19 protein-coding genes and 1 other annotated feature (1 of these 20 cut by a window edge) are annotated in these 16,379 nt (G+C 29.6%); all 19 genes read left to right on the plus strand.

The window, feature by feature from the left end:
• Positions 1–2, plus strand: a binding site (T-box leader) (it extends 238 nt beyond the left edge of the window).
• Between the two features lie 54 nt (positions 3–56).
• The 19 genes from trpE (at position 57) to OC535_RS01695 (ending at position 16,373) form a co-directional block, all read left to right on the plus strand.
• Complete coding sequence (trpE, locus tag OC535_RS01605; RefSeq protein WP_498823005.1) at positions 57–1,523, plus strand: anthranilate synthase component I; 1,467 nt, start codon at positions 57–59, stop codon at positions 1,521–1,523.
• A complete protein-coding gene (locus OC535_RS01610; protein ID WP_498823006.1) occupies positions 1,520–2,095 on the plus strand; it encodes an anthranilate synthase component II in 576 nt (191 codons plus the stop codon). The genes trpE and OC535_RS01610 overlap by 4 nt, the downstream gene beginning before the upstream one ends.
• Positions 2,088–3,095, plus strand: a complete 1,008-nt coding sequence (gene trpD, locus OC535_RS01615) for an anthranilate phosphoribosyltransferase (RefSeq protein WP_024722206.1) — start codon at positions 2,088–2,090, stop codon at positions 3,093–3,095. Before OC535_RS01610 ends, trpD begins: the two co-directional genes overlap by 8 nt.
• A gap of 13 nt (positions 3,096–3,108) precedes the next feature.
• The gene (trpC, locus tag OC535_RS01620; protein WP_227052163.1) at positions 3,109–3,909 is read left to right on the plus strand and encodes an indole-3-glycerol phosphate synthase TrpC; all 801 of its coding nucleotides are present in this window, start codon (positions 3,109–3,111) and stop codon (positions 3,907–3,909) included.
• Positions 3,899–4,495, plus strand: a complete 597-nt coding sequence (locus OC535_RS01625; protein WP_227052159.1) for a phosphoribosylanthranilate isomerase — start codon at positions 3,899–3,901, stop codon at positions 4,493–4,495. The genes trpC and OC535_RS01625 overlap by 11 nt, the downstream gene beginning before the upstream one ends.
• The gene (trpB, locus tag OC535_RS01630) at positions 4,482–5,666 is read left to right on the plus strand and encodes a tryptophan synthase subunit beta (protein WP_024722203.1); all 1,185 of its coding nucleotides are present in this window, start codon (positions 4,482–4,484) and stop codon (positions 5,664–5,666) included. Before OC535_RS01625 ends, trpB begins: the two co-directional genes overlap by 14 nt.
• Positions 5,659–6,426, plus strand: a complete 768-nt coding sequence (gene trpA, locus OC535_RS01635) for a tryptophan synthase subunit alpha (protein WP_227052152.1) — start codon at positions 5,659–5,661, stop codon at positions 6,424–6,426. Before trpB ends, trpA begins: the two co-directional genes overlap by 8 nt.
• Before the next feature lie 145 nt (positions 6,427–6,571).
• Positions 6,572–7,111, plus strand: a complete 540-nt coding sequence (locus OC535_RS01640) for a flavodoxin family protein (protein WP_498823007.1) — start codon at positions 6,572–6,574, stop codon at positions 7,109–7,111.
• A gap of 71 nt (positions 7,112–7,182) precedes the next feature.
• The gene (locus OC535_RS01645; RefSeq protein ID WP_227052146.1) at positions 7,183–7,680 is read left to right on the plus strand and encodes a DNA-deoxyinosine glycosylase; all 498 of its coding nucleotides are present in this window, start codon (positions 7,183–7,185) and stop codon (positions 7,678–7,680) included.
• Between the two features lie 92 nt (positions 7,681–7,772).
• On the plus strand, positions 7,773–9,095 hold the full coding sequence (locus OC535_RS01650) for an MATE family efflux transporter (protein WP_498823008.1): 1,323 nt from the start codon (positions 7,773–7,775) through the stop codon (positions 9,093–9,095).
• A gap of 391 nt (positions 9,096–9,486) precedes the next feature.
• Positions 9,487–9,948 (plus strand): hypothetical protein, encoded by a 462-nt coding sequence (locus OC535_RS01655; protein WP_227052143.1) that lies wholly within the window; start codon positions 9,487–9,489, stop codon positions 9,946–9,948.
• 79 nt (positions 9,949–10,027) lie between these two features.
• Positions 10,028–10,207: a hypothetical protein gene (locus tag OC535_RS01660; protein ID WP_024722198.1), complete on the plus strand. Its 180-nt coding sequence runs from the start codon at positions 10,028–10,030 to the stop codon at positions 10,205–10,207.
• A gap of 581 nt (positions 10,208–10,788) precedes the next feature.
• A complete protein-coding gene (locus tag OC535_RS01665; RefSeq protein ID WP_024722195.1) occupies positions 10,789–11,133 on the plus strand; it encodes a PadR family transcriptional regulator in 345 nt (114 codons plus the stop codon).
• Positions 11,134–12,302: 1,169 nt separating this feature from the next.
• Positions 12,303–13,265 (plus strand): biotin--[acetyl-CoA-carboxylase] ligase, encoded by a 963-nt coding sequence (locus tag OC535_RS01670; RefSeq protein ID WP_498823009.1) that lies wholly within the window; start codon positions 12,303–12,305, stop codon positions 13,263–13,265.
• On the plus strand, positions 13,252–13,818 hold the full coding sequence (locus OC535_RS01675; protein ID WP_498823010.1) for a biotin transporter BioY: 567 nt from the start codon (positions 13,252–13,254) through the stop codon (positions 13,816–13,818). The genes OC535_RS01670 and OC535_RS01675 overlap by 14 nt, the downstream gene beginning before the upstream one ends.
• Entirely contained in the window at positions 13,818–14,777 is a 960-nt protein-coding gene (gene bioB / locus OC535_RS01680) for a biotin synthase BioB (protein ID WP_498823011.1), read from the plus strand. The genes OC535_RS01675 and bioB overlap by 1 nt, the downstream gene beginning before the upstream one ends.
• Positions 14,774–15,421, plus strand: coding sequence for a dethiobiotin synthase (gene bioD, locus OC535_RS01685; protein WP_024722191.1), 648 nt, complete (start codon positions 14,774–14,776; stop codon positions 15,419–15,421). The genes bioB and bioD overlap by 4 nt, the downstream gene beginning before the upstream one ends.
• A gap of 83 nt (positions 15,422–15,504) precedes the next feature.
• On the plus strand, positions 15,505–16,029 hold the full coding sequence (gene mnmM / locus OC535_RS01690; protein WP_024722663.1) for a tRNA 5-(aminomethyl)-2-thiouridylate-methyltransferase MnmM: 525 nt from the start codon (positions 15,505–15,507) through the stop codon (positions 16,027–16,029).
• Between the two features lie 74 nt (positions 16,030–16,103).
• Positions 16,104–16,373, plus strand: a complete 270-nt coding sequence (locus tag OC535_RS01695) for an HPr family phosphocarrier protein (RefSeq protein ID WP_024722662.1) — start codon at positions 16,104–16,106, stop codon at positions 16,371–16,373.
• Positions 16,374–16,379: the final 6 nt, after the last annotated feature.

The raw sequence follows: 16,379 nt of genomic DNA on the forward strand, positions 1-16,379 counted from the left end.
ACAGAATTATTTTCTGTCGGGACGGTTTTTTATTTAAAAAGAAGGAGGAAAAAGCGATGTATTATCCAACATTAGATCAGGTAAAAGAAATAATAAAAAATAACGAATATGATTTAGTTCCTATTAGTAAAGAAATTTATGGTGATAGTATTACACCGATTGAAGTTATGCGAATTTTAAAAAATTATAGTAAGCACTGCTATATGTTAGAGAGTGTGGATGATACAAAACGCTGGGGTCGCTATACTTTTATGGGATATAAGCCAAAAAGTGAAATAACTTGTTTAAATAATGTTATGAATGTTGATGGTAAAGAGTTTAAAGTTGATCATCCCGGAATATATATAAAAGAATTATTAAAACGTTATCGAAGTCCTAAAATTGCTGGTTTACCAACTTTTACGGGTGGTTTAGTAGGTTACTTTGCTTATGATTATTTTAAATATAGTGAACCGGTATTGAATTTAAAAAGTGATGACAAAGAAGGATTTAATGATGTTGATTTAATGTTATTTGATCAAGTTATTTGTTTTGATAATTATAAACAGAAGATTATTTTGATTGCAAATGCCAAGGTCAAAGATCTTGATGAAAGTTATCAAAAAGCAACTGCTAAGCTCGATGAATTACATGAATTGATCATAAAAGGGTCAAAGGCAAGGGTTGAACCATTAAAATTAAAGGGTGAATTTAATCCTTTATTTAGTCAAGATGAGTATTGTGCGATGGTAAATAAAGCTAAGAAATATATTAAAGAAGGAGATATTTTTCAAATTGTTTTATCAAACCATTTAGAAGCTGAGGCATCTGGTAGTTTATTTGACACATATCGAGTTTTAAGAACCACAAACCCTTCACCTTATATGTTTTATTTTTCTAGTGATAATCAAGAAATTGCCGGAGCTTCACCAGAAACTTTAGTAAAGCTTGAAGATCAAACTCTATATACTTATCCTTTAGCAGGAACTCGACCAAGAGGTAAAGATGAACGTGAAGATAAACAGTTTGAGAAAAGTTTATTGACAGATCAAAAAGAGTTAGCTGAACATAATATGCTGGTTGATTTGGGAAGAAATGATATTGGTCGGATTGCAAAATTTGGCAGTGTCACAGTAGAAAAATATATGGAGATTTTAAGATTTTCACATGTTATGCACATTGGTTCTACTGTATCAGGAACAATTTTAGATAACTTAGTAGCTATTGATGCTATCGACGCTTTACTTCCAGCGGGTACTTTATCTGGAGCACCTAAAATTCGAGCTTGTCAAATTATTAATGAATTAGAAAATGATCGACGTGGTATTTATGGTGGCGCTGTTGGATATATTGATTTTACAGGAAATTTAGATACTTGTATTGCAATTCGTTTAGCATATAAAAAGAATAATAGAGTTCATGTTCGTAGTGGAGCGGGAATTGTATATGACAGTGTACCAGAAAATGAATATCAAGAATGTTTAAATAAGGCTAAAGCTGTTGTTAAGGCACTAGAAATGGCAGATGGAGGAATAGAACAATGATATTATTAATTGATAACTATGATAGTTTTGCTTATAACTTATATCAGTTAATTGGATCAATTGATGAAAGAATTAAAGTCATTCGTAATGATGAAATGTCAATTGATCAAATTGAAAAACTGAATCCTGATACGATTATTATTTCTCCAGGACCTGGAAAACCGAGTGAGGCAGGTAATATAGAAGAAGTAATTAAATATTTTTATAATAAAAAGCCAATCTTGGGCGTATGTTTAGGACATCAGGCTATCTGTGAAGCTTTTGGTAGTACAATTACCTATGCTAAAGAATTAATGCATGGTAAAAGTTCGATTATTGAGGTAACTGATGATGAGATTTTTGAAGGAGTTGAAAAAAATACTAAAGTAGCAAGATATCATTCTTTAGCAGTAAAAAAAGATACTTTAGCTGAAGAACTAAAAATTATTGCATTAAGTGATGACGGTGAAGTTATGGCAGTTAAGCATCAGGATTATCCGGTTTATGGATTACAGTTTCATCCGGAATCGATTTTAACTAGTCAAGGAAAATTAATGATCAAAAATTTTTTGGAGGTAAATGAAAATGATTAAAGAAGCGATTATTAAATTATCAAAAAAAATTGATTTAACTAAAGAAGAAGCATATGAATGTATGAATGAAATTATGAATGGTGAAGCCAGTGATATTCAAATGAGCAGTTATTTAACAGCTTTAAGTTTGAAAGGTGAAACGATCGATGAAATCACGGGAAGTGCTGCAGGAATGCGGGAGCACTGTATAAAATTATTAAATGATGAAGATGTTTTAGAAATCGTTGGAACTGGTGGTGATGGTTCTAATTCATTTAATATTTCAACGACATCATCGATCGTAATTGCAGCAAGTGGCGTGAAAGTAGCTAAGCATGGTAATCGGGCGGCTAGTTCTAAATGTGGAGCAGCTGATGTTTTAGAAAAATTAGGAGTAAAAATTGATGTATCTCCTGAAAAAAGTGCTACAATATTGGACAAGATTAATATCTGCTTCTTATTTGCTCAAAATTATCATATTGCAATGAAATATGTAGCTCCAGTAAGACGCGAATTAGGAATTAGGACGGTATTCAATATTTTAGGACCTTTAACTAATCCGGCCGGAGCTAGTAAACAGGTAATGGGAGTATATGATGAGACATTAGTCGAACCATTGGCTAAAGTTTTAAGTAATTTAGGTGTCAAAAGAGCCATGGTAGTATATGGACAAGATTGTTTAGATGAAATTTCTCTTTCTGCTCCAACTAGTGTTTGTGAAGTAAAAGATGGTAAATATACTCGTTATGTAATTACCCCAGAACAATTTGGGTTTAAACGTTGTGTAAAAGAAGATCTAGTTGGTGGAGATCCTGAATATAATGCTAAGATCACGCGTGAGATTTTAAATGGTAAAAAAGGGCCTCAACGTGATGCGGTATTATTGAATGCGGGAGCAGCGATTTATATTGCGGGTCGTAGTGAAACGATGCAAGAAGGAATTGAATTAGCAGCTAAATTGATTGATGAAGGGAAAGCTTTAGCTAAACTTGAACAGTTCATTGAAGAAACTAATAGATAAAGGGGTTATGAAAATGATTATTGATGATATTGTTGAAAGAACTAAAGAAAGAGTAGCTGAAAATAAAAAAAGAAATTCGATTGATAAACTAGCAAAATTGGCTTTTGATAAACCAATCAACAAAGATTATCCTTTTGAAAAAGCCTTACGTAAACCAGGAATGTCATATATTATGGAGGTAAAAAAGGCTTCACCTTCAAAAGGGGTGATTGCCCAAAATTTTGATTATAAAACAATTGCTAAAGAATATGAAGATATTGGAGCGGCAGCTATTTCTGTTTTGACAGAACCAGACTTTTTTAAAGGGGATGATGATTTCTTAGCAGAAATTGCAAAAATTGTTAAAATACCAGTGTTGAGAAAAGATTTTGTAGTAGATGAATATATGATCTATGAAGCTAAATTATTAGGTGCTGATGCGGTATTGTTGATATGTAGCGTTTTAGATGAAATAACTTTGATGCGTTGTTTAAATTTAGCTGAGCGTCTAGGGATGAGCGCTTTAGTCGAGGCACATAGTTCGATGCAGGTAAAAAAAGCTTTACGAGTAGGCGCAAAAATTATTGGGGTCAATAATCGTGATTTAAGAAATTTTGAAGTAGATATGAAAAATAGTATTGAATTACGTTCGATGGTACCTGATGATATTGTTTTTGTTTCTGAAAGCGGCATTAAAACATATGATGATATCAAAATTTTAGAGGAAAACAAAGTTGATGCGGTTTTAGTTGGTGAGATATTGATGCGTAGTCATGATAAACGAAAAACTTTTGAAATTTTACAGGGGTTAAGAAAACCAGATCATGAAAATTAAGATTTGTGGTTTGTTTAGAAGTGATGATATTGATTATGTAAATGAAGCCAAACCTGATTATGCTGGATTTGTTTTTGCTCAAAGTAAGCGACAAGTAAATTTTGATCAGGCCAAACAATTAAAAGCAAAGTTAGATAAACAAATAAAAGCAGTAGGCGTTTTTGTTGATAGTCCAATTGCAGATATTGTCGATTTAGTGAATCAAGAAGTAATTGAAGTAGTTCAGCTTCATGGTAGTGAGGATAACATTTATCTACAACAATTAAAGCAATTTATTGATGTTCCCATCATCAAAGCAATCAAAGTAGATCACGCTAGTGATTTAGATGATCTAAATTACGATGTTGATTATTATTTATTAGATAATAAAATTAGCGGCAGTGGTGAAAGTTTTGACTGGTCATTGATCAAACAATTGGACAAACCATTTTTTCTCGCTGGTGGAATTGACTTAACTAATTTAAATGATGCTTTGAAAATAAAATGTTTTAGTTTAGATGTCAGTAGTGGAGTTGAAACTAAGGGAATTAAAGATCGTAACAAAATTAATGAAATAGTAAGGAGAGTTAGAAATGGCGACAGGTAGATATGGAATACATGGGGGTCAATATATTCCAGAAACATTGATGAATGAGATCCATAATGTAGAAAAAGCATATGAGTTTTATAAAAATGATCCGGAATTCAATCAGGAATTAGATAAATTATTAAAAGAATATGCCGGCAGACCATCACTTTTATATTATGCAAAAAAAATGACAGAAGATTTAGGTGGAGCTAAAGTATATTTAAAACGTGAAGATTTAAATCATACTGGATCTCATAAAATTAATAATGTATTAGGTCAAGTGTTGATGGCTAAAAAAATGGGGAAAACGAGAGTGATTGCTGAAACTGGAGCAGGACAGCATGGGGTAGCAACAGCAACTGCAGCAGCTCTTTTAGGGCTTGAATGTGAAATCTTTATGGGGAAAGAAGACACTGATCGGCAAGCTTTAAATGTTTATCGAATGGAACTTTTAGGAGCTAAAGTTCATAGTGTGACTAGTGGAACGATGACTTTAAAAGATGCTGTTAATGAGACGATGCGTGAATGGACAAAACGAGTTGATGATACTTTATATGTTTTAGGTTCAGTTATGGGACCACATCCTTTTCCCATGATCGTTAGAGATTTTCAAAGTGTTATCTCTAAAGAAGCAAGAGCCCAGATTTTAGAATATGAAGGAAAATTACCAACGGCGGTCATGGCTTGTGTCGGTGGTGGCAGCAATGCAATGGGCATGTTCTATAATTTTATTAATGATTCTTCAGTTCAATTGATTGGTTGTGAAGCAGCTGGTAAGGGTGTTGATACAGCTTTAACAGCAGCAACGATCAATACTGGAACATTGGGTGTATTTCATGGGATGAAATCATATTTTTGTCAAGATGAATATGGTCAAATAGCACCTGTTTATTCGATTTCAGCTGGTTTGGATTATCCTGGAATTGGACCAGAACATGCGCATTTACATGATATTGGTCGAGCAAAATATGTACCCGTAACTGATGATGAAGCAGTAGCTGCTTTTGAATACTTAGCGAGAACAGAAGGAATCATTTGTGCAATCGAAAGTGCTCATGCTGTAGCTCATGCCCGTAAGATCGTTCCAACAATGAAAAAAGATGATATTGTTATTATTTGTTTATCAGGACGTGGCGATAAAGATGTCGCAGCTATTGCAAGATATCAGGGGGTGAATATTCATGAGTAGAATTAATGAAGCTTTTAAAGATAAAAAAGCCTTTATTGGCTTTTTAACAGCTGGCGATCCCTGTCTGGAAAAAACGATCGAATATATTTTAGAAATAGAAAAAGCAGGAGCCTCTTTAATTGAAATTGGTATTCCTTTTAGTGATCCAATTGCTGAAGGACCAGTTATCCAGGAAGCTAATATTCGAGCATTAACAAATAAGATGACAACTGATAAAGTATTTGAAATCGTTAAAGAAATCAGAAAAGTTTCCAATATACCATTATGTTTAATGACCTATTTAAACCCTGTATTTCATTATGGTTATGATAACTTCTTTAAAAAATGCCAGGAAGTGGGAATTGATGGGATAATTATTCCTGACTGTCCTTTTGAAGAAAGCAAAGAAGTTAGTGATATTTGTTATCAATATGATGTTGATTTAATTTCGATGATTGCACCAACATCTAAAGAAAGAACATTAGAGATTGCAAAACAGGCTAGAGGCTTTATTTATCTTGTTTCTTCAATGGGAGTAACAGGTATGCGTAGTAAGATCGTTACAGATATTGAAGGAATTGTAGAATTAATTAAATCAGTCACTGATACGCCTGTAGCGGTTGGGTTTGGAATTAATAATCAAGAACAGGTAAAACATTTTGCATCGATTGCTGATGGGGTAATCGTTGGTAGTGCGATAGTTAATATCATCAAGGAAAATGGTGCTGATGCTAATAAACCATTGTATGATTATGTAAAATCATTAACAGATGTTATGTAAAATATATGTAGATGACTAGATGTCGTTAGACTTCTAGTCTTTTTTTGATCTTTTATAACAATAAAAAATCAAGTGACAAATTTCATAGAGAATAATAGTTAAAATAAAGATATGTTATTATATGCATTTGAAAAGGGGCGTTATAATGAAGAAAATTATAAATTTATTTATTAGTTTAATGATCTTGACAGCGTGCAGGACCATAGATCCTACACCACCAGCAGCTATAAAACAGATAAAACAAACTAATATTTTTTTAGAAAAAATAAATGAAAATAAACAAATATTAGTACTATATTATGATCCTTATGATTTACTTGATGAAATAAATGCAATGATTCAAAAAAAGCTGCTTGTTGATTTATATGAAATAGGAGTCAATGATTCATTATCATTAGAAAAATATGATTTGATTTTAATTGGAAGTGTAATTCAAAATAATCAAATTTCGATAGAATTAAAAAACTTTTTAAGTGAATATGATTTTAACGGTAAAGATGTATCATTTTATTGGTTTGAGGGCGATGATTATGAAGAATATGAAAAAAACATTTGTGAATATGTAAAAAATGCCAATATATTATCCAGCTTTGTTTTAAATAATAACGAAGTTTCAAAGCCAGAATTAGTTGATCCTTTACTAGATGGCTGGTTAACTTCTGTTTATACTCCAGTCAATCAATGATTTTAATATTTGATACATAATCGATAAATGTGGTATTATGACAGTATAAAATAATTAATTTAGGGGGCATTATGAAAGAATATCATTTAATTGAACCAGTATATAATAAAGAATCACAAATATTGATTTTAGGATCATTTCCATCAGTAAAATCAAGAGAGGGTAATTTTTTTTATCATCATCCTCAAAATCGTTTTTGGAAAATTTTAGCTAATATCTATGATCATGAGCCATTAGAAACAATATCTCAAAAAAAACAATTTTTATTAGAAAATCATCTTGCCCTATGGGATGTAATTGCTAGTTGTGAAATAAATGGTTCTAGCGACAGTAGTATTAAAAATGTAACGGTTAATGATTTAGAAAAGATCATTAACCAAAGCACAATAACGCATATTTATACAAACGGTAATTTAGCAGATAAGTTATATCATCGATATTTTGATGATATAATTGATTTGCCGGTGATTAAACTACCATCATCTTCACCAGCTAATGCCAGTTATTCGTTAGAAAAATTAATTGATCATTGGCAGATCATTAGAAATGTTGAGCAGAAGATAAAATAATATTATAAATAGAAACAAATGATCTTAGATAATATATATTTAATAATAGTCAAAGCAAAATTAGTAGAGTTTAAAATGATTGGGGTAATAATATGGAAATTGATCTTACAAAGGGAAATATAACAAAATCATTACTATTATTTTCATTACCGATGATTTTGGGAAATCTACTGCAACAGTTATATAATGTGGCAGATACTTTTATCGTTGGTAAGTATATCGGGTCTGATGCTTTAGCAGCAGTAGGATCTTCATTTACAATAATGACGTTTTTGACTTCGATTATTTTAGGTTTATGTATGGGAAGTGGTATTTTATTTTCGATGTTATATGGAGCTAAACAGATAGATAAAATGAAAATATCTTTTTTTGTTTCTTTTATAGCTGTAGGAATTATTACTATATTATTAGAAGGAATCTGTATATTTGCAATTCATCCTATTTTAACTTTTATGAACATTCCTAAAGATATTTATCAAATAACATATGATTATTTAATTATTATATTTATTGGACTTATATTTACATTTATTTATAATTATTTTGCTTCATTACTAAGAGCATTAGGAAATTCTAAAATACCACTATTATTTCTAGGAATTGCTTCAATTATTAATATTGTTTTAGATATCTTTTTTATTGTAAATGTTAATATGAAAGTATCAGGGGCGGCTCTAGCGACATTACTTGCCCAAATTTTTAGTGCTTTAGGTATTATGTTATATGTCTTGATTTTTAAAAAGGAACTTATTCCTCAAAAACAACATTGCCATTTTGATTATGAAATCTTTAAAAAGATAAAAGATTATTCATTGTTGACGTGTATCCAGCAATCAGTAATGAATTTTGGTATTTTAATGATTCAAGGATTAGTAAATAGTTTTGGAATAATAACGATGTCTGCTTTTGCAGCAGCTGTTAAAATTGATTCATTTGCTTATATGCCAGTTCAGGATTTTGGTAATGCATTTTCAACATATATTGCTCAAAATAAAGGTGCCAATTTACAAGATAGAATAAAAAAAGGCTTAAAAGCAGCAATTAAAGCAGCAGTAATCTTTTGTTTAATTATTTCTTTTTTAGTTTTTATTTTTGCAGATAATTTAATGATGATATTTATCGATGGATCTAAAGTAGAAATAATTAGGGAGGGAGTTGCATATCTTAGAATAGAAGGTGCTTGTTATTTAGGAATTGGTTGTTTATTTTTATTATATGGATATTATCGCGGTATCGGTAAACCGGGGATATCTGTTGTATTGACGGTAGTATCTTTAGGTACTAGGGTTTTACTTGCGTACTTATTAGCACCGGTATTTGGGACGCGGGCAATTTGGTGGTCGATACCAATTGGCTGGTTTTTAGCTGATATGATAGGAATAATATGTGGTATTAAAAAAGAAAAATGGTTATAAAAATATCGAGAGAAGGATTACTTATTTTCTCGATGTTTTATTTTATGATGATTTTAATAATCAAATATATAAAATGATATTATAAATAATGTATATGTTGACTCATGAATGATTAGTGATTATAATATAAATGTAAAGATAATAAAAAGAAATAAAAGCAATTCAACAATTAATTTGATAGGTTAGGAGGGAAGATTTTTATATCACGATTGTTAGTTTTGTTTGAAATATTTTTAAGATGAATATTTTATTGAAATTTAAAGAAAGTATTTGTAAGAGATAAAATATTTTATGGAATAAAGAAAGATTATAAATAATTAAGTATTGGATTATTTCTTGATACTTTTATAATAGTTTTAAAGTAAAATATAATTTTAGGAGAAATTTAAATGTGAAAAAAATTAAATGGATAATTTTATTTGTGGCTGGTGTATGTGTTTTAGTAGTGGGGTTCTTTTTTACAAACTCATATGATTTTGTATTAAAAAATCATTCTATCCAAGAATTGATTAATGAATCTTTTGCAACATCATTAGATGAAAACGCATCTGTTATTTATGAAGTAGATACCATAAAAGGTTTTGATCGAGATGGTGAAAGATATTTAATATTGGATTATAGTAGTAGTGATATTGGAGATATTGAAGAAAATTTTGTTAAAGAAAGCGATTCTTCATTTGAAAATGAAGTAAGTAAAATTTTGCATGAGATTGATATTGATAATAAATATTTACCCTCATTTACAGATGATTACTATTCAAAAGAAATAGATTATTCAAATAGAGATGATAAGCTTTATTTAATTTATTTTCCAGAAAAGAAACAATTATATGCTTTAGCTTATTATATATAATTTAAAGTGATGAAAAGTTGATACTCAAAGCCAGAATAATAATATTGTAATCTTGAATTATAGAGAGGACGAGAATTATATGTTGAAATATATAGCAGCAGTATTTATAACTATAATCGGTTTTTTATCATTGTTTGCAATATTGATGATTCCTTTTATGAATTATACAGGAGAGCTGTTTTGGATATTATGTAGTGCTTTAACACTATCTATTCAAATGTCGATAATAGCAGTATATTTTAATAATAAGAGAGAATAAATTGTATTTGATATTAAAACGTTTATGACAGTTATATAAAATCAAAAAGCCAGGTATAAATTAGTACCTGGTTTTGATAAAATATTACATATGCTAATAAAAAATATCTTTCAATTTGAAAAGGGTATAACATCGCTTTTTTATAGTATGAATTAAAAGTTGATATAATTTGCTTAATGTTTCTAATAGAATATACGATCATAGTTTGGTTTTATCCTTGATGATTAAGAAGAATTTTTATATAATTTAATATTTGCTGATTTATTTAGTTTTTATCTATTTTTAAGAATGTTATCTTAATATTGTTGTTAAACTATTTTTTATAATTGATTTTAATTTTGAGAAAAATTATTTTTATTTAGTTTTAAATTTATATGTTGATCTATTATAAATTAGTTTTATATTTTTTATTATCATACAATTTTTTCTTCATTAATACTATTATTATATGTGTATAAAATGATATAAATCAAAAAATTGAATTATATAATAATATTAATATTCAAATATTTATTATGTTTTAAAGCGATTTATGTTGTTATTATTTGAAATTTATGATATTTTTTAAGTGGGTGATGAAAATGGCAAAGGCAAATACTTTTTTTAATTTTGATATGCTTGTTTTAAGTATCCTAAATGTTAAAGATTGTTATGGATACGAGATTTGTAAAATGATTAGAGAGATTTCTCATGGTGCTTTGGATATAAAAGAAGGAACTTTATATCCAGTTGTCCATACATTGTTAAAAAAGGAATATATAAGCAGTTATGACATTATAGCAGGAAAGAGAATCAGAGTATATTATAAATTAGAAGAATCAGGTAAAGATTATTTAATGACTGTTAGAGAAGAATTTAGAAAAAATATTCAGGGTGTTTTTGATATTTTAGAGTATGGTGAAAAAGGTAATGTAGGTGAAGAGTAAGCTATACATAAATGAAATTAAAAATCATACTCGTCAATTCAAAAAAATATTTTTTGAATAACGAAATTTTAGATTTATAGACCATATGGGATACATGATCATAAAAATTGATACAGACAGTTTTATTAAAAAGAAAACAGAGTGGTATTAATTTTAATTATTATGTGATTATGTTTAAGGTGTATAGATTGAATTAACTTGATGAAATAAAAAATGAATCAAATTTGCATAAAGAAATAGAGATTATTGAAAAATAAAATATGTGGGGAGAAAAGAAATGAAAAGTTTTTTAAATAGTTTATTAATCTTTAGTCCTGTTGAAATTTGTGGATTAAAATTTAATATTAACGAATGATATATTGTGAATATTTAGAAGATGGTGCATTTCATGGAATTCCAATTGTAAAAACAAGTACAGACAGTACGAAAAATAAATGTTATAGATATAGTGGTAACTTAGTAAAATAGTTGTTCTTACTTGTGATTAAAATGAGAATTTATTATAACATGTATTTTAGTTTTAAAAGATATGCTAGAGATCTTGTTATGATTGCAACTGGTAAAAATCTAAAACAAATATATATAAGCAAAAATAAATATTCATTTTGTATTATGTTGTACTAATAATTTATAGGCTTTTTTTAATAATCATGTTTTTAGAAAATTGACTAGCTTTTATATTTTGGGTAAGATCCAAAACAATCAAGGATATTGGTAAATCTTTATATAGTGATAAATAAGAGCTTTGTTTCTAATAAAAATCAGAAAATTACATGTTTATAAAGAAGTATTATTCAGCGTGAACAAATGATAACAGTACTACAATACATATTTGTGGTATAAGCTTATTAATGATTTAGTTATTAGTATGTGCGTTTGTCTTTAAATTTATATTTCACAAATTAATTAGATAATCTACTCAAATCAAAGCAATTCTTACAAAAAAAGCATAAAATCTTAGTTTAAACAAAAATCAGGTGTGAATGAAATACCTGATTTTTTGTGCTTTTTTAATCATGTATTGATCAATAATAATTATACTAAAATAATTTTTAAATATTTTGGTGTAATTAGTGCTGTTTTTATTATTAGTCACAATTGTAAACTTTATAAAAAAATAAGTTTACAATTGTAGCTGGTTTTGCTATCCTAATAACGAGGTGAAAAAAGTGAGTGTTAAACACGAAATTATTAGTATCTTAGAAAAAAATAGAAATAATGCAATTTCTGGGCAGGAACTGGCAGATAGTTTAAATGTAAGTCGAGCTGCTGTTTGGAAGGCAATTAAAGCATTAAAAGATGAAGGATATCATATTGAGGCCACACCTAATAAAGGATATATCCTGCTGGAAAATAGCGATGTTATCTCAAGTGAAGGAATTGCCTGTTATTTAGATGAAAAAATTGATATATATGCTTATAAAAGTATTGATTCAACTAATAACCAAATGAAGAAATTGGCTGTTGATGGTGGTAATGATCGTTGTGTGATCGTAGCTGAAAAACAAAGTGCCGGACGCGGACGATTTGGTCGTAGTTTTTATTCTCCCGCAAAAAAAGGTATTTATATGAGTGTTTTGTTGAAACGGCAGGAAATGATCCAAGATGCGACTTTTATTACAATTAAAACCGCTGTAGCAGTAAATCGGGCGATTAAAAAGTTATATGGTATAAAAACAGAAATCAAGTGGGTCAATGATCTTTATTATCATGGCAAAAAGATTTGTGGAATCTTGACAGAAGCAATTAGTGATTTTGAAAGTGGCATGATTGAAGCTGTTATTATTGGTATTGGGATAAATGTTTCTACTAAAGAATTTCCTGATGAACTTCAGAATAAGGCAACATCATTAAATTTAGACAACGCTAATCGAAATCAATTTATCGCAGAAATTTTAAAGCAGTTATTTAAGATAATTGATGAAGCCTTTGCACAGGTTTTAGTTGAATATAAAAATTTATCATGTGTTTTAAATAAAAATATTGAATTTACGATTAAGGGACAATTGTTCACTGGGGTAGTAAAGGATATCAACGATTATGGTAATTTAGTTGTTGAATGTAATGATCAAGAATTAATTTTAAGTTCTGGTGAAGTTAGTATTGTGGGAGGAAATTATGGAACAAAATAAAATTTTAACCACAACTAAGATGGCTCAGTGTGCAATTTTTACAGCTTTGATTGCGATTGGGGCTTTTATTCAAATACCCGTGCCATACATGGATTATTTTACATTACAATTTTTCTTTGTTTTATTAGCAGGGATATTGTTAGGATCAAAATTAGGTGGTTTAGCGGTTTTATTGTATGTTGTTATCGGTTTACTGGGGATACCGATCTTTGCTGCCGGTGGTGGTTTAGCGTATATTGTTAGACCTAGTTTTGGTTATTTGTTAGGCTTTATTGCGGGGGCATATTTTACTGGTTTAGTTATTGAAAAAACATCTTTTTCATCTTTAAAAAAATATGCGTTAGCGGTATTTTTAGGGTTACTAGTGACCTATATTATTGGTTTAGGTTATAAGTATATGATTTTAAATTATTATACAGGTACAGCCGTTTCATGGAAGTTAGTATTATTATCATGTTTTCCAATCGATTTACCAGGTGATATATTTTTAAGTATTTTAGCGATGATGGCTGAAGTTAGGTTTGAAAAGGTCTTTAAGAAGGGAAGAAGATAATGTTGGAAAAGATTTTAAAAGATGTTTTAGCTGGTCATGAAATTAGTAAGTCTGATGCCATTTTACTAGTTGATGCTGATATAGTTTGGTTAAAACGGGCTGCTGATTTGATTCGTGAACATTTTTGTGGTAACAAATTTGATTTATGTTCAATTATTAATGGTAAAAGTGGACGCTGTAGTGAAAATTGTAAATACTGTGCTCAATCGATTCACTATCACACAAATGTTGAAGTTTATGATCTGCTTAATGAAGCAACGATTAAAGATATGGCTTTACATAACGAAAATAAAAGCGTGAAACGTTTTTCAATCGTTACTTCAGGTCGGCGTTTAAATGATCAAGAATTTTTAGACGTGATCAAGATATATCAAAGTCTTCATGATACGACAGAGATATCTTTGTGTGCCTCACTTGGTCTATTGAATTTGGAACAATTAACAAAATTAAAAGCAGCGGGAGTAAAAAGATATCATAATAATTTAGAAACTTCTCGTAACTATTTTCCCAATATTTGTACAACTCATAGTTATCAACAGAAGATCGAAACTATAAAAGCGGCGCAAGAGGCCGGATTAGAAGTGTGCAGTGGGGGAATTATGGGGATGAATGAATCATGGCAGGATCGCATCGATTTAGCTTTTGAATTGAAGGAATTAGGGGTAAAGTCGATTCCCATCAATATTTTAAATCCTATTCCTGGGACTCCTTTAGAACATCTTTGTCCTTTATCAAAAGAAGAAGTTGAACGCATTTTTGCAATTTTTAGATTTATTCTTCCTGATGCCGCAATTAGAATGGCTTTGGGCAGAGGTTTGTTAGAGGATCAGGGGCTAAGTGTTTTTAAAAGTGGTGCTAATGCTGCAATTACTGGAGATATGCTTACAACTCAGGGGATTACGATCAATGAAGATCAAAGAATCATTAAAGAATTAGGCTTTGAGGTAGTCAAATTATGATCAAGGGATTATTTATAACGGGGACAGCTACTGATATTGGTAAGACTTATGTGACATCTAGAATCATCAAAGAATTAAAACAACAATATCATGTAGGCTACTATAAAGCAGCTTTAAGCGGGGCTGAGATAGTTGATGGTATAATGATTCCTGGTGATAAAGAGAATGTATCTAAATATGCCAATTTAAAAGAAACAGATTGTAAAGTATCTTATCTTTATAAAGATGCTTATGCTCCGCATTTAGCGGCTAAAAAAACAAATGATCCTGTTGAATTGACTGTAGTAGAAAAAGACCTGCATGATTTATCAAAAAATCATGACATAGTAGTTATTGAAGGTAGTGGTGGTATCATTTGTCCATTACGTGATGATGATAAACAAATTATGTTGACCGATGTAATGAAATTAGCCGGATATCCTTTGATTATCGTCACTTCATCAGGTCTTGGAAGTATCAATAGTGCGGTTTTAACTGCTTTATATGCGAAAAGTCAAGGTTTAGAAATATTAGGTTTTATAATGAATTATTTTGAAGAAGATAATTTGCTTCATCGCGATAATCTTAAAATGATAGAGAAATTAAGTGGCTGTAAAGTATTAGGATATCTTATAAAAAATGGTGAAAGGATTAGAAAAGTATAATAAATCTGTGAAAATTTATAAGTAATGACTTTTTTGGTGATTCAAAAGAGTCTTTTTTATGTTAATATAAAAAGGGTGAAATTATGAAAACGATGACAGAATATGTAACAAGCAGATTATTAGATGAAAAATATGAAGTGGCAATCGATTTTACGATGGGAAATGGTAATGATACATTAACTTTGAGTAAGATAGCTAAAAAAGTATATAGTTTTGATATTCAGGAGGCTGCATTGATCAATACAAGAAAATTGATCAATGATATTGATAATGTAGAACTTATTTTAGATAGTCATGAAAATTTTGATAATTATCTTCAGAGTTTTGATATGGGAGTTTTTAATTTAGGCTATTTACCGCAAGGGAACCATCAAATTACTACTAAAGTATCAACTTCTTTGATAGCTATTGATAAAGCTGTTAGATGTTTAAATAAAAAGGGACATCTTTTTATTGTGGTTTATATTGGACATCCAGAGGGGGAAAAAGAAAGTTTAAAAATTGATGAATATGTTAGTAGTTTAGATCATATGATTTATAATGTAGCGTTGTTTAAAATGATGAATAAAGCAAAGGCACCATATGTAATTGAGATTGAGAAAAGGTAGTTAAAGTTTATCATTAATAATGCAATAATTATGAAACAATGTTATAATAAAAGTAACAGAAGGAGGAAAGCAATATGGTAAAAAGAATTAATGTTACCGTGACTGATCCCGTTGGTCTTTATGCTACTCCCGCAACCGAACTGGTTGATCGAGTGAAGGCTTTTAACAGCGATATTAAATTAGTTTATGCTTCTAAGACGGTGAATATGAAATCATTGATGGGGGTCTTATCTTTAGGAATTCCAACTAAAGCAAAAATTGAAATTATTGCTGATGGTGAAGATGAAGAGGCAGCTATTGATAAGGTGACTAAATTAATGAAAGAATTAGGCATTAGTGAATAAAACTGT

The sequence above is a fragment of the Clostridium sp. Marseille-Q5894 genome (genome assembly GCF_946902305.1).
Classification (GTDB): domain Bacteria; phylum Bacillota_I; class Bacilli_A; order Erysipelotrichales; family Coprobacillaceae; genus Thomasclavelia.

Excerpts from the sequence above, each read along its gene's own strand:
- OC535_RS01610 (WP_498823006.1), top strand. The coding sequence starts at position 1,520 with ATGATATTATTAATTGATAACTATGATAGTTTTGCTTATAACTTATAT.
- trpD (WP_024722206.1), top strand. The coding sequence starts at position 2,088 with ATGATTAAAGAAGCGATTATTAAATTATCAAAAAAAATTGATTTAACT.
- trpB (WP_024722203.1), top strand. The coding sequence starts at position 4,482 with ATGGCGACAGGTAGATATGGAATACATGGGGGTCAATATATTCCAGAA.
- OC535_RS01640 (WP_498823007.1), top strand. The coding sequence starts at position 6,572 with ATGAAGAAAATTATAAATTTATTTATTAGTTTAATGATCTTGACAGCG.
- mnmM (WP_024722663.1), top strand. The coding sequence starts at position 15,505 with ATGAAAACGATGACAGAATATGTAACAAGCAGATTATTAGATGAAAAA.
- OC535_RS01695 (WP_024722662.1), top strand. The coding sequence starts at position 16,104 with ATGGTAAAAAGAATTAATGTTACCGTGACTGATCCCGTTGGTCTTTAT.
- OC535_RS01675 (WP_498823010.1), top strand. The coding sequence starts at position 13,252 with ATGGAACAAAATAAAATTTTAACCACAACTAAGATGGCTCAGTGTGCA.
- trpC (WP_227052163.1), top strand. The coding sequence starts at position 3,109 with ATGATTATTGATGATATTGTTGAAAGAACTAAAGAAAGAGTAGCTGAA.
- trpE (WP_498823005.1), top strand. The coding sequence starts at position 57 with ATGTATTATCCAACATTAGATCAGGTAAAAGAAATAATAAAAAATAAC.
- OC535_RS01650 (WP_498823008.1), top strand. The coding sequence starts at position 7,773 with ATGGAAATTGATCTTACAAAGGGAAATATAACAAAATCATTACTATTA.
- bioD (WP_024722191.1), top strand. The coding sequence starts at position 14,774 with ATGATCAAGGGATTATTTATAACGGGGACAGCTACTGATATTGGTAAG.
- trpA (WP_227052152.1), top strand. The coding sequence starts at position 5,659 with ATGAGTAGAATTAATGAAGCTTTTAAAGATAAAAAAGCCTTTATTGGC.
- OC535_RS01625 (WP_227052159.1), top strand. The coding sequence starts at position 3,899 with ATGAAAATTAAGATTTGTGGTTTGTTTAGAAGTGATGATATTGATTAT.
- OC535_RS01645 (WP_227052146.1), top strand. The coding sequence starts at position 7,183 with ATGAAAGAATATCATTTAATTGAACCAGTATATAATAAAGAATCACAA.
- OC535_RS01660 (WP_024722198.1), top strand. The coding sequence starts at position 10,028 with ATGTTGAAATATATAGCAGCAGTATTTATAACTATAATCGGTTTTTTA.
- OC535_RS01665 (WP_024722195.1), top strand. The coding sequence starts at position 10,789 with ATGGCAAAGGCAAATACTTTTTTTAATTTTGATATGCTTGTTTTAAGT.
- bioB (WP_498823011.1), top strand. The coding sequence starts at position 13,818 with ATGTTGGAAAAGATTTTAAAAGATGTTTTAGCTGGTCATGAAATTAGT.